Below are 22,500 nucleotides of genomic sequence, written 5' to 3' on the forward strand. Positions count from 1 at the left end.
GCAGAGGCGGCAGATCGGGGCGGAAGGCAGGAGCGTGGCGGCGCCTACTCCGTCGCGCCCTCGCCATGGCCGCCGGGCTTTCTGACCTTGCGGGGCTCGGTCTTTTCGCCGGTCAGCAGTTCCTTCCAGCGGGCGGCCTGGGCCAGCACGTTTTCCGGAGCCGTGCCGCCGTAGGATTTGCGGCTGGCGACCGAAGCCTCGACGCTGAGCACCTTGTGGATGCGGCTGTCGATGCGCTCGTCGATGGTCTTGAAGTCCTCGATGGTCAGCCCGTCGAGGCCGCAGCCCTTCTGCTCGGCCAGCGCCACCACCTGGCCGGTGATGTGATGGGCGTCGCGGAAGGGAATGTTGGCCTCGCGCACCAGCCAGTCCGCGAGATCGGTGGCGGTCGAGAACCCGGCGGCAGCCGAAGCATGCATGCGGTCGCGATTGGCAACCAGATCGCCGACCATGCCGGTCATGGCGGCGAGCGACAGGCTGAGCGAATTGAGGGCGTCGAAGGCGACTTCCTTGTCTTCCTGCATGTCCTTGGAATAGGCGAGCGGCAGGCCCTTCATGACCACCAGCAGCGAGGTCAGCGCGCCGAGGATGCGGCCGATCTTGGCGCGCACCAGTTCGGCGGCGTCGGGATTGCGCTTCTGCGGCATGATCGAGGAGCCGGTGCTGAACTTGTCGGAGAGCCTGACGAAGTTGAACTGCGCCGAGGACCAGATCACCAGCTCTTCGGAAAAACGGCTGAGATGCACGGCGCAGAGGCTGGCTGCGGCCAGCGTCTCGAGCACGAAGTCGCGGTCGGAGACGGCGTCGAGCGAGTTGGCGGTGGGGCGATCAAAGCCGAGCGCTGCGCTCGTGGCGTCGCGATCGATGGGGTAGGGAGTGCCGGCGAGAGCGGCAGAGCCGAGCGGGTTCTCGTTGAGCCGCTTGCGCGCATCGGCAAAGCGGCCGGCATCGCGGCCCAGCATCTCGACATAGGCCAGCAGATGGTGGCCGAAGGTCACCGGCTGGGCGTTCTGCAGGTGGGTGAAGCCGGGCATGATGGTCTCGGCCTCGCGCTCGGCGCGGTCGACGAGGGCGATCTGCAGCGCCTTGATCTGGGCGGCGATGGTATCGATGGCGTCGCGCACGTAGAGGCGGAAGTCGGTCGCTACCTGGTCGTTGCGGCTGCGCGCCGTATGCAGGCGGCCGGCGGCATCGCCGATCAGTTCTTTCAATCGGCTCTCGACATTCATGTGAATGTCTTCGAGCGAACGCGAGAACGTGAATTTCTGTGACTCGATCTCGGCGAGAACATCGCCCAGACCCTTGACGATCGCGTCGCGGTCGCCCTCGGTCAAAATGCCGCTGGCCGCCAGCATGCGGGCGTGCGCAATTGACCCGGCAATGTCCTGCCGGTAGAGCCGATGGTCAAAACCGATGGAAGCGTTGATCTCTTCCATGATGGCGTCGGGGCCGGAGGAAAACCGTCCACCCCACATGCGATTGCTCATCAGAACTCCGTGGAACCTGCAATGACCGACCAGCCGACCCCGCAGCCCCCAAGATTGCAGCCGCGGCGCGTGGTGATCATTGCCCTTATCTGTGCGGCGATAGCCTTAGCGATTACCCTTTGGCTTGGCAATAATTCGAGCCAGGCGGCCTCTTGCCCGCCCAACCTCGAGGCGGCGCAGAAGCTCGATGCGGCGGCGCTGGGCGAGTTGGCCGCCGTCAACGGCACCGGACAGGGGCGGTCCTACGCCGACATGGCGCTCAAGGATGACGCCGGCCAGGACCTGACCGTCGCCGACTTTGCCGGCAGGAAGCTGCTGGTCAATTTCTGGGCCAGCTGGTGCATCCCGTGCCGCGAGGAAATGCCGGCGCTCAATGCGTTGGCCGCGCAATATAACTCGGACCAGTTTATGGTACTGCCGGTCAATACCGGCGACACCCAGGAGGGCAAGGCAGCCAGCTTCCTCGCTTCCGGCAACTGGGAACACCTGCCGCTCTACGCCGATCCGACAGGTTTTTCGATCATCGAGCGCCTCAAGACCTCGGCGGTCTCGGCCGGCCTGCCGGCGTCCGTGCTGGTCGACGAGAACGGTTGTGAGCTGGCAGTGCTGCAGGGTCCCGCCGAGTGGGACACCCCCGACGGTCACAAGCTGATCGAGACATTTCTTGCGCTCTGAGATGTCCAGACGTTTGCGCCGACTTCCCAGTCGACCTTCCCTCCCCCTTGAGGGGAGGGATCGAGGGTGGAGGTGGTTCGTTTGGTCACTGATGGACCCCCACCCCCTCCCCTCAAGGGGGAGGGGAGTCGATCCGGCGTACTCATGACCTTCAAAATCCTCTGCGTCGGTGCACTGACGATGGACACCATCTTCCGGCTCGAGGCGCTGCCGCGCGGGCCGGGCAAGTTCATTCCGCTCGACGCGGTGGAAGTGGCCGAAGGCATGGCCGCGGCGCAGGCGGCAACCATCGCGCGGCTGGGCGGACAGGTCGCGCTCTGGGCCTCGGCCGGCGACGATGCCATCGGCGATCGGCTGGTCGAGCAGATTGCCGGCGAGGGCGTCGATGTCAGCCGGGTGCGGCGGGTTGCCGGCGCGCGCTCGGGCTTTTCGACCATTTTCATGGATCTGGCGGGCGAGCGCACCATCGTGCCGAAATACGATGCCGATCTGATGGCAGCGCCCGAGGCGGCGCCGGATCTCACCGGGTTTGCCGCGGTCATGACGGATGTGCGCTGGCCCGGGGCGGCCGCGCTGGCGCTGAAGGCGGCGCGGGCGGCGGGCGTTCCCGGCATTCTCGATGCCGATGTGGGGCCGCGCGAGGTGATCGAGCGCCTGGTCGGTCTCGCCAGTCACGTGGTCGCCTCCGAGGGTGGCGCTGCGCTGGTGACCGGCGGGACGACGCCGCTGCTCTCGGCCGAGCGGCTGTCGTCCGGCCATCCGGGCTTTGTGGCGGTCACGGCCGGCGAGCAGGGCTGCTGGTGGGGTGAAGGCGGCACCGTGCGCCACACCCCGGCGCCGCAGATCCAGCCGGTGGATACGCTCGCCGCCGGCGACGTGTTCCACGGCGCCTTTGCCTTCGGGCTCGTCGAGGGTTTTGCGATGGAGCAGGTGATCGCCTTTGCCTCGGCCGCCGCGGCGATCAAATGCACGCGGTTCGGCGGCCGGCTCGGCGCTCCGACACGCGCCGAGGTCGAGGCGCTCCTCAGGCGCTAGCAGTCACTCCCAGCGTGCGGATGACGCGGCACGGATTGCCGGCGGCGACGACGCCGGGCGGAATATCCCTCGTCACCACGCTGCCTGCGCCGATCGTCGTGCCGTCGCCGATGCTCACGCCGCCCACGATGATGGCGCCGGCGCCGATCCAGCAGTCGCGACCGACGGTGATGGGCTTGTTGAGGCCGATGCCGCCGGTGCGTTCTCCGGTCAACGGGTCGAAGATGGTCCGTTCCATGGGATCGACCGGGTGGCCGGCAGTCAGAAACTGCACGCGCGGCGCCACAACCGTGCCGTCGCCAATGCGGATATCGGCGCCATCAAGGAAGATGCACTCGAAATTGACAAAGACCGCGTCGCCGAGATGGATGTGCTCGCCATATTCCCAGGTGACGGGAGAGAGCACGAAGGCCCGGCCGGCGCTGCCCAGCATCTGCTTGAGCATGGCGCCGCGCGCTTCCATGTCCGCCATGGGAGCAGCGTTGTAGCGGTTGAGTTTGTCGCGTGCGGCCGCCTGGCGGGCGATCAGGTCCCAGTCGGGGTTCGCATAGGGCTCGCCGGCGCGCATCCTGTCGTATCCAGTTCGGCTGGACATGATGAACACTCCTCGTCTGCGCCCCTCGCAGTGGGCGCAAATGACCGATCATCGGGCGTGCCGCAAGTCGATTATTTCGCGGTCGCGGCGCAGCGGGCCGCAACCGTTCAGTCGGCGTTCAGAGTGGTGACGATTTTCAGACGGTCTTGTTGACCACGGCACCGGACGTGTCGTCGGGGTGGAGCCTGCGCTGCAGCTCGGAGCTGCGCTCCTCCATGTCCTTGAGGGCCTGATCGATGGTGGCGTTGGCTGCCTCGGGACCCTTGGTCACGGTCTCGCGGGCCACGCGCAGCTCGAGTTCCTGCCGCTTCCGGGCCACCAGTGCCTGGGCCATGCCGAGCGTTTCGGCTTCCCGGAAGGCCATGCGGTGGATCGAGAGATCGGCAATCACGGCACGTCTCCTGCGATCGGGTGATCAGGCGGTCTTGTCGACCCGTGTGCCCTGGCCGGGAGGCGCCGGCGGCGGGGCGGACTGGGCGATGTCGTCGACGGCCTGGGCCATGGCCGCGTCGGCCTGCTGGTTGGCCTTGACCATGGCGATCTGCGGGGAGACGTGGGTTCTCGCGCCCTGCAATGCGGTCAGCTGTGTCGAAAGATCTGTTTCCATGATCCGCAAGATACGCGCCGCGTCTAAACGAAGGTTTCGCGGATTTGGTTAAATTGCAGCTATCGGCCGCCGAACAGCGGCACGTCGCGGCGGCGGAGCGGAATGCAGAGAATCGCGCCGGCAACGACGCCACCCAGATGCGCCCACCAGGCGACGGGGCTGGCATCGCCGATCACCAGGTAGAACACCTGCGTTGCCACCCAGACGCCCAGCATCCAGAGCGCCGGCACCGGCAGCGGAATGGGGATGACGATGCGGAACAGCACGTAGACCCTGGCATGCGGGTAGAGGACGATGTAGGCGCCCATGACGCCGGCAACCGCGCCTGAAGCGCCGATCAGCCAGCCGGTATCGGCGAAGGCAAAGAAGGTGAGGGCGGCCAGCGCGGCACATGCGAGATAGAAGAGGAGAAACTTGGCGTGGCCGAGCGCGTCCTCGATATTGTCGCCGAACACCCAGAGAAACAGCATGTTGCTCAGGAGGTGCAGCCAGTCGGCATGCAGGAAGGCATAGGTTGCCAGGGTGATCTCGTCGGGCAGGCCGGGGATGCGGTCAAGCACCGGGCCGAGCCAGGCGCTGGGCGGCACGGCCGCAAAGGTCACCGCGAACTCGTTGAAGGCCTGCTCGGGCTGATGCGTGAGCTGGAACAGGAAGACGATGACGTTCACCGCGATCAGCCCATAGGTCACATAGGGGAAAGTGATGTGACGGATGGGGTTCTGATCGTGGAGCGGGATGAACATCTAGTCCTGCGGCGACGGGGATGAAATGCTGCGCTGCTCGGTGTGCTTGCCGGGGGTCCAGAGGACGTCGGAGCTGCCGTTGGCGTTGGCCACGCGCGCCATCACGAACATCAGGTCCGACAGGCGGTTGAGGTAGGTCATGGCATTGGAATTGATGTCGGATTCCTTGTTGACCAGTTCCACCACCAGCCGTTCGGCCCGGCGGACGACGGTGCGAACCACGTGCAGCGCCGCCGACAGGGGCGTGCCGCCGGGCAGCACGAAGCTGGTCAGCGGCGGCAGCGCTTCATTGTACTGATCGATCTGTGCCTCGACCCAATCGACCTGCACGGGCGTGATGCGCAGCGAGGTGACGCCTTCCGGGTCAGCGCCCGGGGTCGCCAGATCCGACCCGAGGTCGAAGAGGTCGTTCTGGATGCGCGACAGCATGCGGTCGAGCTTGGGCATCGAACCGGTCGAGAGCCGCGCCATGCCGATGAAACTGTTGGCCTCGTCGATGGTGCCGAAGCACTCGACGCGCAGATCGAACTTCATGCGCCGCGGGCCGCGCACCAGTCCGGTCGTGCCGTTGTCACCGGTCTTGGTATAAATCTTGTTGAGCTTGACCAATTGTGTCCCCGGGCGATGAAACGTCAGCGTCCCCCTACCACGCTATCCCCGCCCAAAAAAGAAAAGTGCGCCGAGAATAACGAGAAGGGCCACGGCCTGGGCGATGACGCGTGCGCGCATCAGCATCTGGCTACGGTTGCCATCGCCGCCCTTGAACATGTTCCAGAGGCCCATGAAGAGAATGACGGCGACGACCGCCACGGCGATGATCGAGACGATGGCAGTGATGTTCATGCGGATATCCTTGCGAGGTAGCGGGTAAAGTCCTCGCCCAATCGGTCATAGATGGCACGAATGCGGCGGCTGGTGAACAGTTCCCGGTGGGTGGTGAGCCAGACTTCCAGCGGCGGCGGAGCGAATCCCTGCAACAGATGCACCATGCCGGGCGTGTCGCGGACCAGCCCGCCCTGGGCGAAGGTGACGCCGAGGCCGGCCTTGGCCAGTTCCCAGATGGCGGTCTGGCTGTCGGTCCGCAACACAAAGTCTTCGCGGCTCATCTCGTAGCCCATCTGGCGGGCGCTGGAGATGAAGAGATCGGAGCGGTCAAAGCCGATGAGGTCGTGATCGCGCAGATGCTCGGGCTTGGTGGGGCGCCCACGGCGGGCGATGTAGCTCTCATGGGCAGTAGCAACGAGAGGAATGTCGCCGAGTTTCCGGGCAATCAGGTCAAGTTGTCGCGGCCTGAACATGCGCAGCGCGATATCGGCTTCGCGCAGCAGCAGATTCTCTGCCGAATCCGAGGAGACCAGCTCAATGGCGATGCCCGGAAAGCTCTGCCGCAGGTCGGCCAGCATCCCGGGCAGCACGTAGTGGCAGGTGACATTGCTGGAGGTGATCCGCACCGATCCGGTCAGATCCTCCTGCGACCCGGCCGCCATGAGGGCCGCCTCCGAGAGGGCGCGCTGCGCGCCCTCGACCGGCTCGAACAGTCGCAGGCCGGTCTCGGTTGGCTTCAACCCCTGCAGTGTCCGCTCGAAGAGCGTCACCCCCAGGGTGCGCTCCAGTTCCTCGATATGGCGGCCCATGGTCGGCTGCGTCATGCCCAAATGCCGCGCGGCGCCCGACAGCGAGCCGTGCTCGACCACCGCGGCGAAGCTGCGCCAGTGACTCCAGTCGGGCTCTGTCATGCAGTTCATCCTTGATATTCATTTTCGTATATCACTCGAACGATTTTCCGCAATCGATATACGGTTTGGCATGGCCTAGTTTCGTCTCATCACAAGCGGAGAGCAGCCATGGACAAAGTTACCATTCTCGGAATCAACGGCCATATCGGCCATCACGCAGCGCAGGCCTTCGCGGCGGCCGGCTGGGAGGTCATCGGCATGGGCCGGTCGAACAAGCAGCCGATTGCCGGCGTGCAGTTCTACCAAGGCGATGCGGACAGCGTCGCCGACATGAAGGCCGCCATCGGCGACAGCGAGGTCGTCGTCAATGCGCTCAACCTGCCCTATCACCAGTGGGACAAGGGGCGCATGGAAGCGCAGGCGACACGCGTCACCGAGGCGATGGGAGCGTCGGGACGGACGCTGCTGTTTCCGGGCAATATCTACAACTACGCGGCCAGCGACCACGTGCTGACGCCCGACCTGCCGCAGCACCCGCAGACGCCGCGCGGCAAGATCAGGAAGCGCGTCGAGGCGCAGTTCGCTGCAGCCGCACGGCGCGGCGACATGCAGGTGATCATCCTGCGGGCCGGCGATTTCTATGGCCCCGACAATGTCGGCGACTGGTTCGACCAGGCCATGCTGATGGAGGCGGGAAAGGGCAAGCTGGCCCTGATGGGGACGCCGGGCGTCGGCCATGCCTGGGCCTATCTGCCCGATCTGGGGCGCGCCTTCGAGAAGCTGGCCTGGCACCGTGAGGAACTCGGCGCGTTCGAGACCTTTCACTTCGGCGGAAATTTCGTCACGCCCGAGGTGCTGGCGGCGGCCGTGCAAAAGGCGGCGCCGGTCCGGCTCAAGGTCAGCTATTTTCCGCGCCTGCTGATATCGGCTCTCGGTCTATTCCAGCCGATCATGCGCGAAGTTGCCAAGATGGGTTATCTCTGGGAGCTGCCGATCGAACTGCGCGATCCCCGCCTCGAGGCGCTGCTCGGGCCGGAGTTTCACACGCCGTTCGACGCCGCCATCGCAACTGCGACGCGGCAGTTCTTCCCCGATCGCAAGGCGGCTGCCTAGAAGCCGACGGCGCGGCGGACATCGTCAGCAGTCCAGCCTTCGGAGCGCAAGTCCCGGAGGCTCTTCGAGCCTTTCGACTTGGCGAGCTTCTTGCCCTCGTCGTCGAGCAGCAGCCTGTGGAAGGTATAGACCGGGGAGGGCAGGCCGAGCAGAAACTGCAGCAGCACATGGATGTCGGTGGCCGCCTCCATGTCGCGGCCGCGGGTCACATGGGTGACGCCCTGCGCGGCGTCGTCGACGACGACGCTGAGGTGGTAGCTGGTCGGGGTGTCCTTGCGGCGGATGACCACGTCGCCCCAGCGTTCGGGCCGCGCATAGCGGATCTGCGGCCGGTCAAGCGGCGTGGGGCCGGCGATCGTGTAGGTCAGCGGGCCGGTCCGCGCGGTGGCGGCGGCGCAGTCCAGCCGGTATTGCACCGGATCGCCGCGGGCGAGCCTTTCCTCTACATCGGCATTGGCAAGATGCCGGCAGGTGCCGGCATAGAGCGGCGCGCCGTCAGGATCGGTGGCCGTTGCAGCGGCAGCAATCTCGGTGCGGGAACAGAAGCAGGGATAGAGCAGGTCCTGCCGCCAAAGCTCTTCGGCATAACCCAGGTAAGTTTCAAAGCGCGTCGACTGGTGCATGACGGGCTCTTCCCAGGCGAGACCGAGCCAGCGCAGGTCCTCGAAGATCGCCGCGGTGAATTCCGGCTTGCCACGCGTCATGTCTATGTCTTCGATGCGCAGCAGGAACCGCCCGCCCATGCGTTCCGCCCAGAACGCGGTAAACAGGGCGGAGTAGGCATGTCCCAGATGCAGATAGCCGTTGGGGCTGGGCGCAAAGCGAAAGACCGGTCGAGAGTTCATGAGTTCATCTAGCACAGTCGTCGAGCGGCTCGACAGCGCCGAGACGCTGGCGCGCCACCTCGCGCGCCTGCTCGAGGTCGATGACCGGCTTGCCGATGTGTATCAGCGGGCAGGGACATTCGACATCCGCAAGCAGCCCGGCGGCTTTGCCGGTCTCGCCAAGGTGATCTGCGGTCAGCAGCTGTCCGTGGCCAGTGCGCGGGCCATCTGGGGGCGGTTCGAGCAACTCGAGGGGGCGCTCGATCCGGCGCGCTATCTGCAGTTGAGCGAAGTGGCGGTACGTTCGACCGGGTTCTCGCTCGGCAAGTTCCGGACAGTCGGGGTGATCGCGGAGGCGGTGATGGACGGGCGGCTGGATTTCGACCGGCTGGACCGGCTGCCGTCGGAGGCGGCGGTGGCGGAACTGGTGGCCCTCAAGGGCATCGGACCGTGGACGGCCGAAGTCTACCTGATGTTCTGCGCCGGCCACCCCGACATCTTTCCCGCAGGCGACTTGGCGCTGCAGAAGGCCGTGCAGCACGGGCTCGGACTTGACGCGCAGCCCTCGATCAAGGAGTTGATCGACATGGCCCGTGCCTGGTCGCCGCATCGTCATACCGCGGCCCTGCTGTTCTGGCGCTATTATGCGATGATGAAGAAAAGGGAAGGCGTGCTGCAGTGACTGAAACCCTCTCAGGCCCGATGCTCCTCTCCAGGACCCCCAAGCCCCGGAAGCTGATGGTGCTGCTGCACGGCTATGGTTCGGATGGGTCCGATCTCATCTCGCTCGGCCAGCACTGGGCGACCGAGCTCGGTGACATGATGTTCGTGGCTCCGAATGCGCCGCATCCCTGTGCCATCAACCCGCAGGGGTTCGAGTGGTTTCCGCTGCAGACCGACCGCACCATCGGCCGGGTCGAAGGGGCAGAGAAGGTCCGCGAGGTGGTGATCAACTTCCTCATCGACCTCTGGGGGCAGACCGGGCTCAAGCCGGAAGACACCATCCTTGCCGGTTTCTCGCAGGGGGCGATGGTGGCGCTGCATGCCGGCCTGTCGCTGGACGAAGATCTTGCCGGGATCGTTTCTTTCTCCGGCGCGCTGATTCCGCCTCCGGGTCTCGTCGAAGGATCCGCGGCCCGGCCGCCGGTGGCGATTCTGCATGGCGATCTCGATACCGTCGTCGATCCCAGGCTCAGCCAAGAGGCGGTAGAGACGCTGACCGGCCTCAACTACGACGTGAGCTATCACCGCTCGCCGTCCACGGGGCACGGGATTTCGCCCGATATGCTGGACTTTGCGCTCGCTTTCATCCGCACCCGTACGGCCTGACACGGCTTTGCAATAGCCGCTTCACAGCGCTGTCATAGTCGGCATAGACTATGAGCAATATGACTGATGCAGATTCCGGTTCCGGGAGGCTCTTGTGACAGTTCATGTGTCGCCTGAGTCATGCCCAGCTCTCGTTCTGAACGCCGATTTCAGGCCGCTCAGCTATTATCCTTTGTCCTTGTGGTCGTGGCAGGACGCCGTCAAGGCAATCTGCCTGGATCGCGTGCATGTCGTCTCCAACTACGAGCGGATCATCAAAAGCCCGAGCTTTGAGATGTTCCTGCCCAGCGTGGTGTCGCTCAAGGACTATGTGAAACCGGCGCGTCATCCGGCCTTCACACGCTTCAACGTCTTCCTGCGCGACCGCTTCTGCTGCCAATATTGCGGATCGCGCGACGACCTGACATTCGATCACGTCATTCCCCGCTCAAAGGGCGGCCGGACGACGTGGGAAAACGTCGTTGCGGCCTGTGCCCCCTGCAATCTGCGGAAGTCGAACCGGCTGCCCGGCGAAATCAAGATGTGGCCGATGCAGCGGCCCTACCAGCCGACGGTGCACGACCTGCACAATAACGGCCGGGCCTTTCCGCCCAACCACCTGCACCAGAGCTGGCTCGACTATCTCTACTGGGACATCGAGCTGGAGCCGTAGGGCTCGACTTCCAGCCGGCCAATAACTATTATTGGGTTGTCCAGTTCTGGAGGACGCCATGGCCATCAGTGCCGATCTTGGTGAAAAGCTTGAAGCGGTGGTGACGGATCTCGTCGCCAACGGCCGCTACAACTCGAAAAGCGAAGTCCTGCGCGAAGGCGTGCGGCTGGTGCAGGAGCGCGAGGCCTATCTCAAGCGCGTCGACGAGGGCCTAGTGCGTGGGCTGGCCGACATCGAGGCCGGTCGCATGTCTCCTGCAGAAGAGGTGTTTGCGGAGCTTCGGGCCAGGTATCAGGCCTTGGCTGACGCCGACAAGTGACACGGGTCCGCCTGACCAGAAACGCTCGTGACGATCTGCTGGGCATTCTGGACTACCTTGCGGAGGAATCGCCTCGCGTGGCGGCCAGGACTGTCGATCGTCTCCAGGCGGCATGCGCCGAGCTTGGCGAGCGGGCAATGATGTACCCGCTGGTGCCACGGCATGAAGAGACCGGTGTGCGCCGTCGGCTGGTTGGCAACTACGGCGTCTACTACGTGCTGCGCGAGGGAGATGTAGTGGTTCTCCAGGTCCTCCACGCCGCCCGCGACCACGAGCGTATCCTGTTTCCCGAAACCTAGGCCTTCCGGTAGCGGCGCACCTGATCGTAGATGGCAACCAGCAGCAGCGCGACAATTGCCAGCGAGACAAGTGCATTATAGCCGGCCAGCGAGACGCCGAGGAAGCGGAACTGCACGACGTCGCAGGGGATCACCGCTTCAATCTCGCCACTGAGATCGCCGAAGCTGAGGTCGGTTGATCCAAGGCCGGTGCAGGCCGTGGGGCCGGGCCAGAAGCCCCATTCGACGCCGGCGTGGAAGCCGCCCATATAGGTGCCCCAGGCGAAGATGGCGACGGCGACAGCCATGGCGACGTACCAGACGGTCAGTGGCAAGCGGTTCCAGAGAACGAGGATTGCGGCCAGCACCGGCAGTCCCCAGTAATAGGCGAGGCGCTGCTCGAGGCAGAGTTCGCAAGGGACGAGGCCGCCGATCAGTTCGCTGCCCCAGGCCCCGATGATGGCAACAAGGCCGAGGCCGAAGGCCAGCCAGGTCGCCTTCTTGTCCAGTGCGCCTGATGATGCGGAAGTGATATCGCTCACGTGATGGTCCTCGGCCCGATGGTGCGCGGTTTATTCGCTGCCAATTCCAAGGTGTCAATCGAGGCGGGGTAAACTAGGCGTCATCGCCGCGCGCAATGCCGAGCTTGTGCATGACGTAGCGGGCGTTGCGCGGCGCGTGCACCTTGTCGGTGGAAACGAAGAAGGCAAAGACATCTCTTGCGCTCCCTTTGGCGGGCGGCGCCAGGGTTGGTGCATCGGGCACATCGCCCTTGCTCCAGACATCGAGCCAGCCGGCGCGCTGGTCGAGCTGGGCGGGGTCGTAGTGCTCGGCCCCGGGAGCCCCCTGGAAACGGCAATAGGCGAAATCGGCGGTGACGTCGGTGGTTGGCCAGGCCGCCGTGTCGGCGGTAATGAGCGCCACATTGTGAGCCCGGAAGAGGTCGGCCACCTCCGGCGTGGCAAAGCTCTCGTGCCGAACTTCGATGGCGTGGCGGACTGTCTCGATACCGGCGATGTCGAGACAGGGCTCGTTCTTGAGGCCGTCATGCTGTTTCGCCAGGGCCAGCAGGGCGTCGGGGTCCTGCGGCAGGAGGCCCAGAAAGGTCTCGAGTCGCTCGCGGTCATATTTGAGGTTGGGCGGCAATTGCCAGCAGAACGGACCGAGCCGGCTGCCCAGCGCCAGCACGCCCGAGGCAAAGAAATTGGCGAGCGGCGTCTCCACATCCTTCAGGCGCTTGATGTGGGTGACGAACTGGTGGCCCTTGACGGTGAAGACGAAGTCGTCGGGCGTCTCGCCCGCCCAGTTGCGAAAGCTCTGCGCCTTCTGGTGAGAATAGAAGGTCGAATTGATTTCGATACTGCCGAGGTGGCGGCTGGCATAGGCCAGTTCCTCCTTCTGCTTGAGCCCGGCAGGATAGAACTCGCCGCGCCAGTCGGCGAATACCCAGCCGGCAATGCCCAGCCTGATCGTTCCCATGATCGTCCTCCAGATGCCGTCCCTACGGGCGGCCGCAGTTTGTCGGGAATGCGGCGCGAGGGGAAGCCAGTCCATTGACGAGAACCGGGCTTTCGCTTAACTCCGGCTCGTCCTTCTGCTGCGGGTGTGGTGGAATTGGTAGACGCGCCGGACTCAAAATCCGGTTCCGAAAGGAGTGCCGGTTCGACCCCGGCCACCCGCACCACCATCTCCTGCAGCGCTAGATCAGCGGCGGCACGACGGGTGGCGCCTCGTCCTTTTCCTTGCCGTCGGTAATCGCGTCGTGTTCGAAATGCGACCAGCCTTCTGACTGGTAGGTCTGGCGGCGGTCCTCGATATCGATGCCGCCGCAATTCTGCAGGATGTCGGCGGCGGTGTGGGCATGGGCATCGTCGATCCGCACTGTCACCAGCGCGCCGCCGCGGCGCACGCCTTCGGCATAGACATGCGCATCGTGTTCGGGCACCCCGGCACTGGTCAGCGATCCCACCAGACCGCCGGCTGTGGCACCGATGCCGGCGCCGGTGACGGCACCCATGGCGGTGGCCAGCAGCCAGCCGCCGGCGACGACCGGGCCGAGGCCGGGAATGGTCAGCAGGCCAAGTCCGGCCAGCAGCCCGCCGGCGCCACCGATCAGCGCGCCGACTTCGGCACCGGTGGTGGCATCATCGCCGATGACGTCGACTTCCTCGATCTCTTCGGGAGAGTTGGCAATAAAGCTGATATCGGCCGACCGGATGCCGGCGTCCTTGAGTGCGCGCACAGCGTCGGCAGCGTGCTGGTAGGTATCGAAGAGTCCCGTAACGGTCCGCATGCGCAGCTCCCTGAGTGTCTTGCCGGACCGCAAGCAGAGCGGCCTGTTCCGCTCGCGTTATCCGCCCAGCAGCATACGTAGCAGAAAGACGCTGGCCACCCCACCAATCATCGCAGCAAAGAGATTTCTGCTGACCACGTAGGCCAGCAGCGTCACGGCCGCCGCGATGGCTTCGGCAAGGCCGCCGCCGGCGACGGCCGGCGCCACCAGCGAGGCGAGCACGGCGGCGGGGAGATGGCGCATCCATGCGGCGACAAAGCCGGTGCGGGGCAGGCGGTCGGCCAGCAGCAGGCCGCCGGCGCGGATGGCGAAGGTGACGGCGGCCATGCCGAGGATGGTGAGCAGTGCTTCAGGCGACATCGGGCGCTGCCTTCCGGCTGTCGATGGCGGCGCCGCAGAGGCTGCCGGCAAGGCCGCCGATGATGATGTACCAGTTCCCCGGAATGGTCCTTGCGGCGACGATGGCGACGAGCGCCGCCACCAGCCAGGACAACAGATCGCCCTTGCCCTTCCACATGCCGAGCAGCAGGGCAATGAAGGTGGCGGTAAAGGCAAAGTCGAGGCCGTAGCGGGTGGGATCGTCGATGGCGGCGCCGGCAAGGCGGCCGAGCAGCGTCGAACCGGTCCAGGCAAGCCAGGAGCAGACGCCGGAGCCAACCAGAAAGCCGACAGTGCCACGGCCTCTGGCGACTTCGCCCATGGTCATGGCCCAGTTCTCGTCGGCGACCAGATAGACCGAGAGCAGTGCCTTCCAGGTAGGCAGCCCGGTGGTCAGCGGCCGCAGCGTGGCGGTCATCAGCAGCATGCGCAGATTGACGATGGCGGTGGTGATGATGATGGCGAGAACCGGCAGATGGCCGGGTGTCCAGGTCTCGAGGGCGACGAACTGGCTGGCCCCGGCAAAGACCAGGCCGCTCATCAGCAGGACCTCGAGCGGCGACAGTCCTGCCTGTCCGGCGAGGACGCCCCAGACGAGGCCGTAGGCCGCGATCGAGATGGCGACCGGCAGGAAGACGCGCATGCCGAGAAGAAAGCTGCTGCCGGCTGGTGAAGCGGAAGAGGTCATGCCGCTCTACTAGCGCGAATTCTCATGTCCCGGCGATGATTTCGGGTGATCAGCACGATCATTCACCGTGATCGTCGATGGTCAGCCGAAGCGCGATTCCAGCCAGGCGATGGCGAAGCGGACGATGTCGGCGGCGGGCACCAGTACGGAGGACGCCCGGCCGACCGTGCCGCGTTTTCCCCTGCCGGTTTCCAGGAAGGCTTCGACCACCAGCGCGAAATAGTCGTCGGGCAGGGATTTGACGATCGGGTCGCCGGTGTCGAATTCCTCGAAGCTCTGCCACACCACTTCGCCGTCAACGAGGACCGGCGCCTCATAGCGGCGGATCGGCTTGTCGGGCAGGCGGGCGTGGTGCAGCAGCGTCATGGCGTCGAGCGGCGCGCCGAGCATCAGAACCTTGCCTTCGGCCGCCACCAGTTCGCCGAATGGCGAGTCCGGGCCATAGCCGAAATTCATGGCATGGTCGGCCACAAAGAACTCGGCGCGCTGGCCCAGCGCAACGCAGGAGGCGCCGGGATTGGCGCTGCGCAGCGCGCCCGGGGTGGTGCGCAGCATCTCGGCAAAGGCGCCGTAGGCACGATTGGCACGAGAGGTTCTTACATCGAACGGCGGGATGTCGTTGCGCAGGGCGGGATCGGCGAGAGCCGCGTCATCGCCCTGCCAGTCGGCATAGGCCAGCAGGGTCCCGGTTGGTCCCACAGCGTCGCGCAATGCGGCAATCACCGTGTCGGCGCCACCCAGTACCGGTCCGATGGCGCGGAGGCCGGCATGCACCATCAGGGAATCGCCCGGAGCGACTCCGATGGCCGCGAGATCGGCCCGGAGCGTGCGGCGCGTCTGCCATGGCACTTTAGCGGACGGCACCGGCGTAGCGGCGTTCCGGCGGCCGTTCCTCCTCGACGCCATGATCGACGTCATAGGCGTGGCGGGCCTGCTGCACCTTGGACTGGTTCTCGCCCGCCCAGAGCCACAGCGCCTCCAAGGGTGCGGTCAGGGTGCGGCCGAGATCGGTCAGCTGATACTCGACGCGCGGCGGAATTTCGGGAAACACGGTGCGCGTGACGAGGCCGTCACGCTCGAGGTTGCGCAGCGTCAGGGTCAGCATGCGCTGGCTGATGCCGCCAATCGCATGGCGCAGTTCATTGAAACGCATGGTCTTGTGGGTCAGTTGTCCCACAATCATGACGCTCCATTTGTCACCGATGCGGTTGAGGATGTCGCCCATGGCAGTGCAGGTGGCGGACAGCTCCGGATCGCGCTTGGCGATTGCTGGTTCTTTGAATGGCGTGCTCATGGTCACAAATATAGACACGGTTACTCAAAGTGACTAGGGGCGTCCCGAGAGATTTCCGGTTGCGGGGGCGCGGCTCAGGCCAACCGGTCACATCTGGAGCCAGTGTAAAGAATGTGCCTGCTTGCGACCGGTACTCAGTCACGCATATAGCCTAGGTTCTTATTGGTAACCGAAGCTTTGGAGGCTTTCGTGACTGACGCAACGACACACACATCCGCCGGCAGGAACTGGTGGAGCATCTCTCTTTGGGCGGCACAGGTGCTGCTTGCCATCGGCTTCGGCATGGCGGGCGTGATGAAGCTGATGACGCCCGTCGCCGATCTGGGCGCCATGATGACCTGGGTCACGGTCAGCCCGGAATGGCTGGTCCGTTTCATCGGCGCAGTCGAGTTCCTCGGTGCTCTCGGCGTCATCCTGCCGGCGGCCACCCGCATCCTGCCATGGCTGACGCCTCTGGCGGCAGCCGGCTTTGCGGTGATCCAGGTGCTTGCCATCGGCACGCACGCCTCGCTCGGCGAAACGGCGTCGACCCTGCCGATCAACATCGTGCTGCTGGCGCTGGCCGTGTTCGTGGCCTGGGGGCGCTGGAAGAAGTCGCCCATCGCACCGCGCGGCTGATCGGCGCGGCGGGGTCACCCGCCACCATCGTCACGCTGCCTGGCGAAACTGGGCAGCGTGCAGCCCGACATAGTAGGCGAGATTGTCGTCACCCTTGCCGAGCGCGGTCATGATCGCGCTCATGAAGCTGACCGGCGCGGTGCCGGGGGCAGTGATGATGGTGCCGTCCGTCACCGCTGTCGGGACGTCGCGATAGCGGTCCCTGCCTTTGTACCCCGTGGCATCGAGATAGCCGACGCCATTCGAGGTGTGGACGATCTGGTCCAGCAGTTCGGTGCGGGCCAGCGCAACTGTCCCGTCGCAGATGCCGGCAACAATCTTGCCCTCTCGCGCTACGGCCTTGGCCAGTGCGGCCAGGTCGGGCGCACCGGGCGCCTGCCACGCCGTGCCGCCACAAATGATCAGGGCGTCAAGGGCGCCGACGTCGATCGCCTCGATGGCCAGATCCGGGGTCACCCGCAGGCCGCCCGCCGAAACCACCGGCTTCCCGCCCGGCGAAGCGTAGCTGGTGTCGAGCTGGTAGAAGCTGCGGGCAGCGGCATTGAGCAGGGCAGTTTCCCAATCGGCAAAGCCGTCGGTGAGGATTGTCACCAGAGTTGTCATCGTCCATCTCCTTGTGTCTGATGGGCAGAGCCTAATCGCGGGCTCCACCCAATTGTGTCAGCAGGGCAGGGCAGGCAATGGCCAGGCGATCGGAACGTCTTCTGGTGCTAATGCAGGCGCTGCGGCGCCGGCGTCGGCCGGTCACCGGCGCGGTGCTGGCCGAGGAAACCGGGGTGTCGCTGCGCTCGCTCTATCGCGACATCGACAGCCTCAAGTCGATGGGCGTGGCCATTGATGGCGAGGCGGGGCTCGGCTTCCAGCTGCGCGCCGACACCTTCATGCCGCCATTGATGTTTTCCGACGAGGAGGTCGAGGCGCTGGTGCTCGGCCTGCGCCTGCTGATGCAGGGGCCGGACAGCCAGATGGCGCGCACGGCGCACGATGCCAGCGCCAAGATCGCCGCGGTGCTGCCGGGCGAGCGCCGCGACGAGATGGAATCGGTGGGGCTGTTTGCCATTCCGCCCCAGACGCTGCCCAGCGGCAGTCCGCTGGCCGACCTGCGCCGGGCCCTGCGCGAGGAGCGGCAGATCAGCATCGGCTATCGTGACAAGCAGGGGCAGGTGACGTCGCGCGTCGTCTATCCGGTGGCGCTGGGCTATTTCGAAAACCACCAGGCGCTGATGGCCTTCTGTACGCTGCGGCAGGACTTTCGCAGTTTCCGCATCGACCGGATGCAGAGCCTCGAGCTGTTGGCCGCCGCGCTGCCGGAACCACGGCGGACGCTGTTCCATCGTTGGCGAAAGGCCAACAATCTGCCCGATTTGACCTAGAAGACGGGCGCCGCGCCTATTCAAAAACCTGTCAGTCGGGACTGGTCTTGTTGAGCTTGCACCCTGCCGCTGTTACAAGCGGCCCACATCAAAATCGACAAACGGGAGTCGCCTTGGCTGCGCATCTGTTCAGGCGTTTGTTTGCCATTCCGCTGCTCGTCCTGTCGCTGCTGCTGTCCGGCCCGGGCATGGCCAATCCCATGCTGCTGGTCGACATGCAGAGCGGCGAAGTGCTCTACAATGACGATGGCGGGCAGCCCTGGCATCCGGCCTCGCTGACCAAGCTGATGACGGCCTATGTCACCTTTGCCGCCATCGCGCAGGGCCGCGTCAGCCTCGATACCAAGGTCAAGATCTCCAAGAACGCCTGGAACCAGGCGCCGTCCAAATCCGGGCTGGCGGTGGGGGCATCGATCACTCTAAAGGATGCGCTCTACATTCTGGTGGTGAAGTCGGCCAACGACATCGCCGTCGCCATCAGCGAGACGGTGTCGGGGTCATCGGACAAGTTCGTCGCCGAGATGAACGCCATGGCCACGGCCATGGGCCTGACCGCCACCCATTATGAAAACCCGCATGGTCTGCATCATCCGGGTCAGGTGACGTCGGCGCGCGATCTGGCCGTGCTGACGCTCTACATCTGGCGCGACTATCCGCAATACCTGCCGATGTTCGGCACCGAAGCGGTGCAACTGGGCAAGGCCAGCCTCGAGACCAATAACGGGCTGCTCGAGCACTTTCAGGGCACCACCGGCATGAAGACCGGCTATGTCTGCGCCTCCGGTCTCAATATAGTGGCAACGGTCAACCGGTCCGGCCGGCAGTTGCTCGGCGTGGTGCTGGGCGGCTCATCGGCGCGCGAGCGCAACGAGATGGCGGCCGAGCTCTTCCTGCGCGGTCTTTCCGGCGCCGTGAAGGGCAGGGGCCAGAGCATTCTGGACGTGCGCAACATCGCGGCGGAGCCGGTCGACATGCGGCCGCTGATCTGCGGCAAGCAGTCCAAGGAATATGTCGCAGCGCGTCAGGCGGAATATCCGCTGGGGCTGAAGGGCCAGCCGAGCTATCTCACCGACGAGATCGACGGTGTCACCTATGAGGCAACCGACCTCGGCATCCTCGTCGATGTGCCGCTGCCGCGCCCGCGTCCCTATACCGCGCCGATGGCGACGGCGTCCGTCAACTAGCCAGGCTGGTTCGCTGCCGCCGGTCTGGTGATGGCAAAGCGCAGCACGTCGCCCTCGCTGGAGACGGCGCAGTCATAGCCATGCTGCCGGCAATAGAGCGGGATATCGATCTTCGCCATCGGGTCGGTGGCCAGCACGACAAGCGCGGCGCCAGCGCCGAGTTGCGCCAGTCGTTTTTCCATCTTGAGCACCGGTAGCGGGCATTTCAGCCCGCGGGCGTCGAGTGTTTCCGGCTCAGTCGTCAAGCAGCAGCACCCAGTAGATGCCGTAGGTCGAGCTCGGGTCATAGGCCACGCCGATGCCGGCGCGTGTCGCGGCCCGGTCGGTCAGCACCGAGGCGTCCTCGGGGGCATTGCGCCAGCCTGAAAAGGTCTCGGCGAAATTGGGATAGCCGGCGCTGGAGCGGAGGCCGACCGTGCCGTCGGGGCGCTTGGGCGAGGTGCCGGACCGGGCATAGGCGGCTGCAAGACCCTGCGCGGTGGCGTCGAGCGAGCTGTCTGCCGCCAGCTGGCCGACGCCGCTGGCGGCGCGGAAGTGATTGACGATGCCGAGCGCCTCGGCCTGGTTCAGGCTGGCGCCGGGCTGGTCCATGCGCTGGGTCAGACCTGCCGACAGGGCACCGCCGCCGCCGGGCGAACAGGCGGCAAGCGCCAGAGCGGCCAGGCCGGCAGCAAGGATCGGGGCGAGGGCGGTGGCTTTCATCGGACATCCTTGGCGCGTGACAGGTGGGCGCACTAGCCCTGCAATTGGGGCAAGGTCAAGGTGCGCCCGCCGGCAACATCAGAATAGGCTCAGGCGCGGTATTCCGGGTTCTCGTAGCCGAAATGCTGCCCGGCCTTCCAGGCATTGCGGTCGTTGCCCTCGTTGGGGTAGCCGCCCGACTGCTTGAGCATGCGGGCGAGATGGATGAGGTTCCAGGTCATGATGGTGGTGTTGCGCTTGGTGAAGTCATTGTCGAATCCCGCCGGCTTGCCATCGACATCGTCGCCATAGGAGGGACCGGGACCGGCCTCGCCGATCCAGCCGCAATCGGCCTGCGGCGGAATGGTGTAGCCGATGTGTCCCATCGAATAGAGGATCGACATGGCGCAGGCCTTGATGCCGTCCTCATTGCCGGTAATGGCCGCGCCGCCGACCTTGCCGTAGAAAATGCTCTGGCCCTCGTCGTTGAGCATGCCCGACATGGCATAGAGCCGCTCGATCACCACGCGGCAGATCGAGCTCTCGCGGCCCAGCCAGATCGGCGTGCCGATCACGAGGATGTCGGCGGCATCGACCTTCTTCCAGAGTTCGGGCCAGTCGTCCTTGGTGGCGCCGTGCTCGGTCATGTCCGGATAGACACCGAAGGCGATATCGTGCGCCGCGGCATGGATCATGTCGACGTCAGTGTGGTTCTTTTCGAGGATGCCCTGCACCGATTGCAGCAGGGTGCCGGTATGCGACTTTCCGGCCTCGCGCTTCAGGCTGCAATTGATGATGACGGCTTTGAGCTGGGTGGGCATGTCGGTCTCCGGCTTGATCTGGGTTCCTCAGGCTAACTGCCGAGCGGCAGAGACGTTGCCATTCCATGGCCCAGATTGATTGGGCCCGGATTGATTTCGAACGCTGCGGCGCCTGGCGCGTTGAGGCGCCAGAGACCATTCCAGCAAGGTGAATATCCGCATGTCGCAACACGCCGGCCCCGATCCTGTCGCTATTGCCAAGGGGTTTGAAAAGGCGATTGAACTCGCCCTGGATCGCTGCGGCGCCACGGCACCCAATCCCCCCGTCGGCTGCGTGCTTCTCGACAGTGACGGACGCGTGCTGGCCGCCGCCGCGCATCAGCGCGCCGGCGAAGCGCATGCAGAAGTGCTGGCACTGGAGCTTTGCCGGCGGAACGGCAGCTACGAGCGGATCGACACGGTTCTGGTGACACTCGAACCCTGTACCCATAGCGGGCGCACGCCACCCTGCAGCGCTGCGCTCCTGGCCAGTCCGGCGCGACGCGTCTGGGTAGGCACCCGTGATCCCAACCCGCAGGTGCGTGGTGGCGGCATGGAGGTGCTGGTGGCGGCAGGCCTGTCGGTGCAGCTGATCGCTGACCTCCCCGTACCTGAGGCGCCGCATTTCGCGGCGATCTGCACGCGGCTGATTGCGCCGTTCAGCAAGTGGGTCCGGACCGGAGTGCCCTGGGTGACGGTCAAGCAGGCGCTGACTCGCGCCGGCAGCATGGTCCCGCCCGCCGGCCACACCACCTTCACCGACCCGGCGTCGCTGACCCTGGCGCACCAATTGCGCAAGGAGGCGGACGCGGTACTGACCGGGTCGGGGACCATCCTCGCCGACGATCCGGCCTTCACCGTGCGTCTGGTGCAGGACTTCCCCGAAAAACGACGGCAACTGGTGATCATGGACCGCCGCCGACGCGTGCCGCAGACCTACATCGAGGCTGCACGGGCGCGCGGCTTCGGCGTTTCCATCCATGCCGATCTGCACGAGGCGCTGACACATCTGGGCAGCAGCGGCTGCCTGGACGTTCTGGTCGAGGCCGGACCGGCGCTCACCCGGGCGGTACTGCAGACCGGCCAGTGGGACGAGCACGTGCTGATCCAGCAGGCCGCCCGCGACGGCGCGCCGGACAAGGTGCTGCTGCGGTCCCGCGCCGGTGACACAGCGCGGATCATGACCTCTCCACTCCGGCACGACATTGTCGGTGAGCCCGTGAGGGAGTCAGCATGACCCATCCGGCCCCTCCCCAGATCGAGCATGCTGGCGATGCGGCGCTGCCGACAGAGTTCTCCGCCGATCCCATGCGCATGCATGCCTTCGTCACGGCCGACGGGGTCGAGCACCTCGCCATCGTGTCGGCGCCCTGGCCTGACGTGCCGCTGGTCCGTGTGCATTCCGAGTGCCTGACCGGCGATGCGCTGGGCTCGCTGCGCTGCGATTGCGGCGCACAGCTCCGCGAGGCCATGCGGCTGGTCGGCGAGGCGGGTGGCATCGTGGTCTACCTGCGCGATCATGAGGGGCGCGGCATCGGGCTCGCCAACAAGGTCCGTGCCTATGCCCGGCAGGACGCGGGCGAGGATACGGTGGCCGCCAATATCGGCCTCGGCCTGCCGGCGGACAGCCGGGATTATGCCGCCGCGGCCGACATCCTCACCTGGTTCGGCATCGGGACGATCGACCTGCTGACCAACAATCCGGCCAAGGTCGCCGCCCTCGCGCGCCACGGCATCGCCGTCCGCCAGCAGCGGCCGCTGGTCGTGCCGCCCAACCGGTTCAACCTCGACTACCTGATGACCAAACAGGCGCGACTGGGTCACGACCTGCAACTGCCGAAAAGCTGACGACCCGTCG

33 protein-coding genes and 1 tRNA gene are annotated in these 22,500 nt (G+C 65.5%); 14 read left to right on the forward strand and 20 right to left on the reverse strand.

Features of this window, described 5'->3' with window-relative positions; translation table 11 throughout:
* Positions 1–44 precede the first annotated feature (44 nt).
* Complete coding sequence (argH, locus tag AC0L4C_RS07485) at positions 45–1,487, reverse strand: argininosuccinate lyase (protein ID WP_473402996.1); 1,443 nt, start codon at positions 1,485–1,487, stop codon at positions 45–47.
* A 21-nt stretch (positions 1,488–1,508) separates the two neighbouring features.
* Here argH and AC0L4C_RS07490 point away from each other — a divergent pair, with 21 nt between their 5' ends.
* Together AC0L4C_RS07490 and AC0L4C_RS07495 are read left to right on the forward strand one after the other, a co-directional pair.
* The gene (locus AC0L4C_RS07490; protein ID WP_473402998.1) at positions 1,509–2,162 is read left to right on the forward strand and encodes a TlpA disulfide reductase family protein; all 654 of its coding nucleotides are present in this window, start codon (positions 1,509–1,511) and stop codon (positions 2,160–2,162) included.
* Between the two features lie 144 nt (positions 2,163–2,306).
* A complete protein-coding gene (locus AC0L4C_RS07495; protein ID WP_473402999.1) occupies positions 2,307–3,197 on the forward strand; it encodes a PfkB family carbohydrate kinase in 891 nt (296 codons plus the stop codon).
* Here the strand turns inward: AC0L4C_RS07495 and AC0L4C_RS07500 are convergent.
* From AC0L4C_RS07500 to AC0L4C_RS07530, 7 genes are all read right to left on the reverse strand, one after another.
* Positions 3,187–3,792: a sugar O-acetyltransferase gene (locus tag AC0L4C_RS07500; protein ID WP_473403000.1), complete on the reverse strand. Its 606-nt coding sequence runs from the start codon at positions 3,790–3,792 to the stop codon at positions 3,187–3,189. The two genes, AC0L4C_RS07495 and AC0L4C_RS07500, sit on opposite strands and share 11 nt — an antisense overlap.
* Before the next feature lie 136 nt (positions 3,793–3,928).
* On the reverse strand, positions 3,929–4,183 hold the full coding sequence (locus tag AC0L4C_RS07505) for a hypothetical protein (RefSeq protein WP_473403001.1): 255 nt from the start codon (positions 4,181–4,183) through the stop codon (positions 3,929–3,931).
* A gap of 24 nt (positions 4,184–4,207) precedes the next feature.
* Complete coding sequence (locus tag AC0L4C_RS07510; protein ID WP_473403002.1) at positions 4,208–4,399, reverse strand: hypothetical protein; 192 nt, start codon at positions 4,397–4,399, stop codon at positions 4,208–4,210.
* A 59-nt stretch (positions 4,400–4,458) separates the two neighbouring features.
* Positions 4,459–5,142: a rhomboid family intramembrane serine protease gene (locus tag AC0L4C_RS07515; RefSeq protein WP_473403003.1), complete on the reverse strand. Its 684-nt coding sequence runs from the start codon at positions 5,140–5,142 to the stop codon at positions 4,459–4,461.
* Positions 5,143–5,751 carry a cob(I)yrinic acid a,c-diamide adenosyltransferase gene (locus AC0L4C_RS07520; RefSeq protein WP_473403004.1) on the reverse strand — a complete coding sequence of 203 codons (609 nt, stop codon included), beginning with the start codon at positions 5,749–5,751 and terminating at the stop codon, positions 5,143–5,145.
* 42 nt (positions 5,752–5,793) lie between these two features.
* Positions 5,794–5,985, reverse strand: a complete 192-nt coding sequence (locus AC0L4C_RS07525; protein ID WP_473403005.1) for a twin transmembrane helix small protein — start codon at positions 5,983–5,985, stop codon at positions 5,794–5,796.
* The gene (locus tag AC0L4C_RS07530) at positions 5,982–6,878 is read right to left on the reverse strand and encodes a LysR family transcriptional regulator (protein WP_473403007.1); all 897 of its coding nucleotides are present in this window, start codon (positions 6,876–6,878) and stop codon (positions 5,982–5,984) included. Before AC0L4C_RS07530 ends, AC0L4C_RS07525 begins: the two co-directional genes overlap by 4 nt.
* A gap of 108 nt (positions 6,879–6,986) precedes the next feature.
* Between AC0L4C_RS07530 and AC0L4C_RS07535 the strand changes: the two genes are divergently transcribed.
* Entirely contained in the window at positions 6,987–7,931 is a 945-nt protein-coding gene (locus AC0L4C_RS07535) for an NAD-dependent epimerase/dehydratase family protein (RefSeq protein WP_473403008.1), read from the forward strand.
* Here AC0L4C_RS07535 and gluQRS read toward each other — a convergent pair.
* On the reverse strand, positions 7,928–8,776 hold the full coding sequence (gene gluQRS, locus AC0L4C_RS07540; RefSeq protein WP_473403009.1) for a tRNA glutamyl-Q(34) synthetase GluQRS: 849 nt from the start codon (positions 8,774–8,776) through the stop codon (positions 7,928–7,930). The two genes, AC0L4C_RS07535 and gluQRS, sit on opposite strands and share 4 nt — an antisense overlap.
* Between gluQRS and AC0L4C_RS07545 the strand changes: the two genes are divergently transcribed.
* From AC0L4C_RS07545 to AC0L4C_RS07565, 5 genes are all read left to right on the forward strand, one after another.
* On the forward strand, positions 8,775–9,437 hold the full coding sequence (locus AC0L4C_RS07545) for a DNA-3-methyladenine glycosylase family protein (protein ID WP_473403010.1): 663 nt from the start codon (positions 8,775–8,777) through the stop codon (positions 9,435–9,437). The two genes, gluQRS and AC0L4C_RS07545, sit on opposite strands and share 2 nt — an antisense overlap.
* Positions 9,434–10,084: an alpha/beta hydrolase gene (locus tag AC0L4C_RS07550; RefSeq protein ID WP_473403011.1), complete on the forward strand. Its 651-nt coding sequence runs from the start codon at positions 9,434–9,436 to the stop codon at positions 10,082–10,084. The genes AC0L4C_RS07545 and AC0L4C_RS07550 overlap by 4 nt, the downstream gene beginning before the upstream one ends.
* A gap of 94 nt (positions 10,085–10,178) precedes the next feature.
* A complete protein-coding gene (locus AC0L4C_RS07555) occupies positions 10,179–10,736 on the forward strand; it encodes an HNH endonuclease (RefSeq protein ID WP_473403012.1) in 558 nt (185 codons plus the stop codon).
* Positions 10,737–10,794: 58 nt separating this feature from the next.
* Positions 10,795–11,055 (forward strand): type II toxin-antitoxin system ParD family antitoxin, encoded by a 261-nt coding sequence (locus AC0L4C_RS07560; protein WP_473403013.1) that lies wholly within the window; start codon positions 10,795–10,797, stop codon positions 11,053–11,055.
* A complete protein-coding gene (locus tag AC0L4C_RS07565) occupies positions 11,052–11,354 on the forward strand; it encodes a type II toxin-antitoxin system RelE/ParE family toxin (RefSeq protein ID WP_473403014.1) in 303 nt (100 codons plus the stop codon). The genes AC0L4C_RS07560 and AC0L4C_RS07565 overlap by 4 nt, the downstream gene beginning before the upstream one ends.
* Here the strand turns inward: AC0L4C_RS07565 and AC0L4C_RS07570 are convergent.
* Complete coding sequence (locus tag AC0L4C_RS07570; RefSeq protein WP_473403015.1) at positions 11,351–11,875, reverse strand: disulfide bond formation protein B; 525 nt, start codon at positions 11,873–11,875, stop codon at positions 11,351–11,353. The two genes, AC0L4C_RS07565 and AC0L4C_RS07570, sit on opposite strands and share 4 nt — an antisense overlap.
* Positions 11,876–11,948: 73 nt before the next feature.
* Positions 11,949–12,812 (reverse strand): DUF72 domain-containing protein, encoded by an 864-nt coding sequence (locus tag AC0L4C_RS07575; protein WP_473403016.1) that lies wholly within the window; start codon positions 12,810–12,812, stop codon positions 11,949–11,951.
* A gap of 120 nt (positions 12,813–12,932) precedes the next feature.
* Here AC0L4C_RS07575 and AC0L4C_RS07580 point away from each other — a divergent pair.
* Positions 12,933–13,017 (forward strand) — tRNA-Leu (locus tag AC0L4C_RS07580).
* 15 nt (positions 13,018–13,032) lie between these two features.
* On the opposite strand, the gene AC0L4C_RS07585 is transcribed toward AC0L4C_RS07580, so the two are convergent.
* The 5 genes from AC0L4C_RS07585 to AC0L4C_RS07605 form a co-directional block, all read right to left on the reverse strand.
* Positions 13,033–13,626, reverse strand: coding sequence for a hypothetical protein (locus tag AC0L4C_RS07585; protein ID WP_473403017.1), 594 nt, complete (start codon positions 13,624–13,626; stop codon positions 13,033–13,035).
* 57 nt (positions 13,627–13,683) lie between these two features.
* Positions 13,684–13,986: an AzlD family protein gene (locus AC0L4C_RS07590; RefSeq protein WP_473403018.1), complete on the reverse strand. Its 303-nt coding sequence runs from the start codon at positions 13,984–13,986 to the stop codon at positions 13,684–13,686.
* On the reverse strand, positions 13,976–14,692 hold the full coding sequence (locus AC0L4C_RS07595) for an AzlC family ABC transporter permease (RefSeq protein ID WP_473403019.1): 717 nt from the start codon (positions 14,690–14,692) through the stop codon (positions 13,976–13,978). The genes AC0L4C_RS07590 and AC0L4C_RS07595 overlap by 11 nt, the downstream gene beginning before the upstream one ends.
* Before the next feature lie 81 nt (positions 14,693–14,773).
* Positions 14,774–15,541 carry an aminoglycoside 3-N-acetyltransferase gene (gene aac(3), locus AC0L4C_RS07600; RefSeq protein ID WP_473403020.1) on the reverse strand — a complete coding sequence of 256 codons (768 nt, stop codon included), beginning with the start codon at positions 15,539–15,541 and terminating at the stop codon, positions 14,774–14,776.
* A 1-nt stretch (position 15,542) separates the two neighbouring features.
* Positions 15,543–15,986 (reverse strand): winged helix-turn-helix transcriptional regulator, encoded by a 444-nt coding sequence (locus tag AC0L4C_RS07605; protein WP_473403021.1) that lies wholly within the window; start codon positions 15,984–15,986, stop codon positions 15,543–15,545.
* Positions 15,987–16,175: 189 nt separating this feature from the next.
* Between AC0L4C_RS07605 and AC0L4C_RS07610 the strand changes: the two genes are divergently transcribed.
* Positions 16,176–16,604 carry a DoxX family protein gene (locus tag AC0L4C_RS07610; RefSeq protein ID WP_473403022.1) on the forward strand — a complete coding sequence of 143 codons (429 nt, stop codon included), beginning with the start codon at positions 16,176–16,178 and terminating at the stop codon, positions 16,602–16,604.
* A 30-nt stretch (positions 16,605–16,634) separates the two neighbouring features.
* On the opposite strand, the gene AC0L4C_RS07615 is transcribed toward AC0L4C_RS07610, so the two are convergent.
* The gene (locus AC0L4C_RS07615) at positions 16,635–17,207 is read right to left on the reverse strand and encodes a DJ-1/PfpI family protein (protein ID WP_473403023.1); all 573 of its coding nucleotides are present in this window, start codon (positions 17,205–17,207) and stop codon (positions 16,635–16,637) included.
* Between the two features lie 77 nt (positions 17,208–17,284).
* Here AC0L4C_RS07615 and AC0L4C_RS07620 point away from each other — a divergent pair, with 77 nt between their 5' ends.
* Positions 17,285–17,977 carry a helix-turn-helix transcriptional regulator gene (locus tag AC0L4C_RS07620; protein ID WP_473403024.1) on the forward strand — a complete coding sequence of 231 codons (693 nt, stop codon included), beginning with the start codon at positions 17,285–17,287 and terminating at the stop codon, positions 17,975–17,977.
* Between the two features lie 113 nt (positions 17,978–18,090).
* Positions 18,091–19,161 (forward strand): D-alanyl-D-alanine carboxypeptidase family protein, encoded by a 1,071-nt coding sequence (locus AC0L4C_RS07625; protein ID WP_473403025.1) that lies wholly within the window; start codon positions 18,091–18,093, stop codon positions 19,159–19,161.
* Here the strand turns inward: AC0L4C_RS07625 and AC0L4C_RS07630 are convergent.
* From AC0L4C_RS07630 to AC0L4C_RS07640, 3 genes are all read right to left on the reverse strand, one after another.
* The gene (locus AC0L4C_RS07630; protein WP_473403026.1) at positions 19,158–19,406 is read right to left on the reverse strand and encodes a sulfurtransferase TusA family protein; all 249 of its coding nucleotides are present in this window, start codon (positions 19,404–19,406) and stop codon (positions 19,158–19,160) included. The genes AC0L4C_RS07625 and AC0L4C_RS07630 overlap by 4 nt on opposite strands.
* A complete protein-coding gene (locus AC0L4C_RS07635) occupies positions 19,396–19,863 on the reverse strand; it encodes a CAP domain-containing protein (RefSeq protein WP_473403027.1) in 468 nt (155 codons plus the stop codon). Before AC0L4C_RS07635 ends, AC0L4C_RS07630 begins: the two co-directional genes overlap by 11 nt.
* Positions 19,864–19,952: 89 nt before the next feature.
* Positions 19,953–20,663 (reverse strand): flavodoxin family protein, encoded by a 711-nt coding sequence (locus AC0L4C_RS07640; RefSeq protein ID WP_473403028.1) that lies wholly within the window; start codon positions 20,661–20,663, stop codon positions 19,953–19,955.
* A 160-nt stretch (positions 20,664–20,823) separates the two neighbouring features.
* Between AC0L4C_RS07640 and ribD the strand changes: the two genes are divergently transcribed.
* Together ribD and AC0L4C_RS07650 are read left to right on the forward strand one after the other, a co-directional pair.
* Positions 20,824–21,879 carry a bifunctional diaminohydroxyphosphoribosylaminopyrimidine deaminase/5-amino-6-(5-phosphoribosylamino)uracil reductase RibD gene (gene ribD, locus AC0L4C_RS07645; protein WP_473403029.1) on the forward strand — a complete coding sequence of 352 codons (1,056 nt, stop codon included), beginning with the start codon at positions 20,824–20,826 and terminating at the stop codon, positions 21,877–21,879.
* Positions 21,876–22,490: a GTP cyclohydrolase II gene (locus tag AC0L4C_RS07650; RefSeq protein WP_473403030.1), complete on the forward strand. Its 615-nt coding sequence runs from the start codon at positions 21,876–21,878 to the stop codon at positions 22,488–22,490. The genes ribD and AC0L4C_RS07650 overlap by 4 nt, the downstream gene beginning before the upstream one ends.
* The last annotated feature ends 10 nt before the right edge of the window (positions 22,491–22,500 follow it).

This window comes from Devosia sp. J20-27 (assembly GCF_055808595.1).

What these genes read in the sequence shown, in the direction of transcription:
- argH (WP_473402996.1), bottom strand. Translation starts at nt 1,487, where the DNA reads ATGAGCAATCGCATGTGGGGTGGACGGTTTTCCTCCGGCCCCGACGCC.
- AC0L4C_RS07490 (WP_473402998.1), top strand. Translation starts at nt 1,509, where the DNA reads ATGACCGACCAGCCGACCCCGCAGCCCCCAAGATTGCAGCCGCGGCGC.
- AC0L4C_RS07495 (WP_473402999.1), top strand. Translation starts at nt 2,307, where the DNA reads ATGACCTTCAAAATCCTCTGCGTCGGTGCACTGACGATGGACACCATC.
- AC0L4C_RS07500 (WP_473403000.1), bottom strand. Translation starts at nt 3,792, where the DNA reads ATGTCCAGCCGAACTGGATACGACAGGATGCGCGCCGGCGAGCCCTAT.
- AC0L4C_RS07510 (WP_473403002.1), bottom strand. Translation starts at nt 4,399, where the DNA reads ATGGAAACAGATCTTTCGACACAGCTGACCGCATTGCAGGGCGCGAGA.
- AC0L4C_RS07515 (WP_473403003.1), bottom strand. Translation starts at nt 5,142, where the DNA reads ATGTTCATCCCGCTCCACGATCAGAACCCCATCCGTCACATCACTTTC.
- AC0L4C_RS07525 (WP_473403005.1), bottom strand. Translation starts at nt 5,985, where the DNA reads ATGAACATCACTGCCATCGTCTCGATCATCGCCGTGGCGGTCGTCGCC.
- AC0L4C_RS07530 (WP_473403007.1), bottom strand. Translation starts at nt 6,878, where the DNA reads ATGACAGAGCCCGACTGGAGTCACTGGCGCAGCTTCGCCGCGGTGGTC.
- AC0L4C_RS07535 (WP_473403008.1), top strand. Translation starts at nt 6,987, where the DNA reads ATGGACAAAGTTACCATTCTCGGAATCAACGGCCATATCGGCCATCAC.
- AC0L4C_RS07545 (WP_473403010.1), top strand. Translation starts at nt 8,775, where the DNA reads ATGAGTTCATCTAGCACAGTCGTCGAGCGGCTCGACAGCGCCGAGACG.
- gluQRS (WP_473403009.1), bottom strand. Translation starts at nt 8,776, where the DNA reads ATGAACTCTCGACCGGTCTTTCGCTTTGCGCCCAGCCCCAACGGCTAT.
- AC0L4C_RS07560 (WP_473403013.1), top strand. Translation starts at nt 10,795, where the DNA reads ATGGCCATCAGTGCCGATCTTGGTGAAAAGCTTGAAGCGGTGGTGACG.
- AC0L4C_RS07575 (WP_473403016.1), bottom strand. Translation starts at nt 12,812, where the DNA reads ATGGGAACGATCAGGCTGGGCATTGCCGGCTGGGTATTCGCCGACTGG.
- AC0L4C_RS07585 (WP_473403017.1), bottom strand. Translation starts at nt 13,626, where the DNA reads ATGCGGACCGTTACGGGACTCTTCGATACCTACCAGCACGCTGCCGAC.
- AC0L4C_RS07590 (WP_473403018.1), bottom strand. Translation starts at nt 13,986, where the DNA reads ATGTCGCCTGAAGCACTGCTCACCATCCTCGGCATGGCCGCCGTCACC.
- AC0L4C_RS07595 (WP_473403019.1), bottom strand. Translation starts at nt 14,692, where the DNA reads ATGACCTCTTCCGCTTCACCAGCCGGCAGCAGCTTTCTTCTCGGCATG.
- AC0L4C_RS07605 (WP_473403021.1), bottom strand. Translation starts at nt 15,986, where the DNA reads ATGAGCACGCCATTCAAAGAACCAGCAATCGCCAAGCGCGATCCGGAG.
- AC0L4C_RS07615 (WP_473403023.1), bottom strand. Translation starts at nt 17,207, where the DNA reads ATGACAACTCTGGTGACAATCCTCACCGACGGCTTTGCCGATTGGGAA.
- AC0L4C_RS07620 (WP_473403024.1), top strand. Translation starts at nt 17,285, where the DNA reads ATGGCCAGGCGATCGGAACGTCTTCTGGTGCTAATGCAGGCGCTGCGG.
- AC0L4C_RS07635 (WP_473403027.1), bottom strand. Translation starts at nt 19,863, where the DNA reads ATGAAAGCCACCGCCCTCGCCCCGATCCTTGCTGCCGGCCTGGCCGCT.
- AC0L4C_RS07640 (WP_473403028.1), bottom strand. Translation starts at nt 20,663, where the DNA reads ATGCCCACCCAGCTCAAAGCCGTCATCATCAATTGCAGCCTGAAGCGC.
- ribD (WP_473403029.1), top strand. Translation starts at nt 20,824, where the DNA reads ATGTCGCAACACGCCGGCCCCGATCCTGTCGCTATTGCCAAGGGGTTT.
- AC0L4C_RS07650 (WP_473403030.1), top strand. Translation starts at nt 21,876, where the DNA reads ATGACCCATCCGGCCCCTCCCCAGATCGAGCATGCTGGCGATGCGGCG.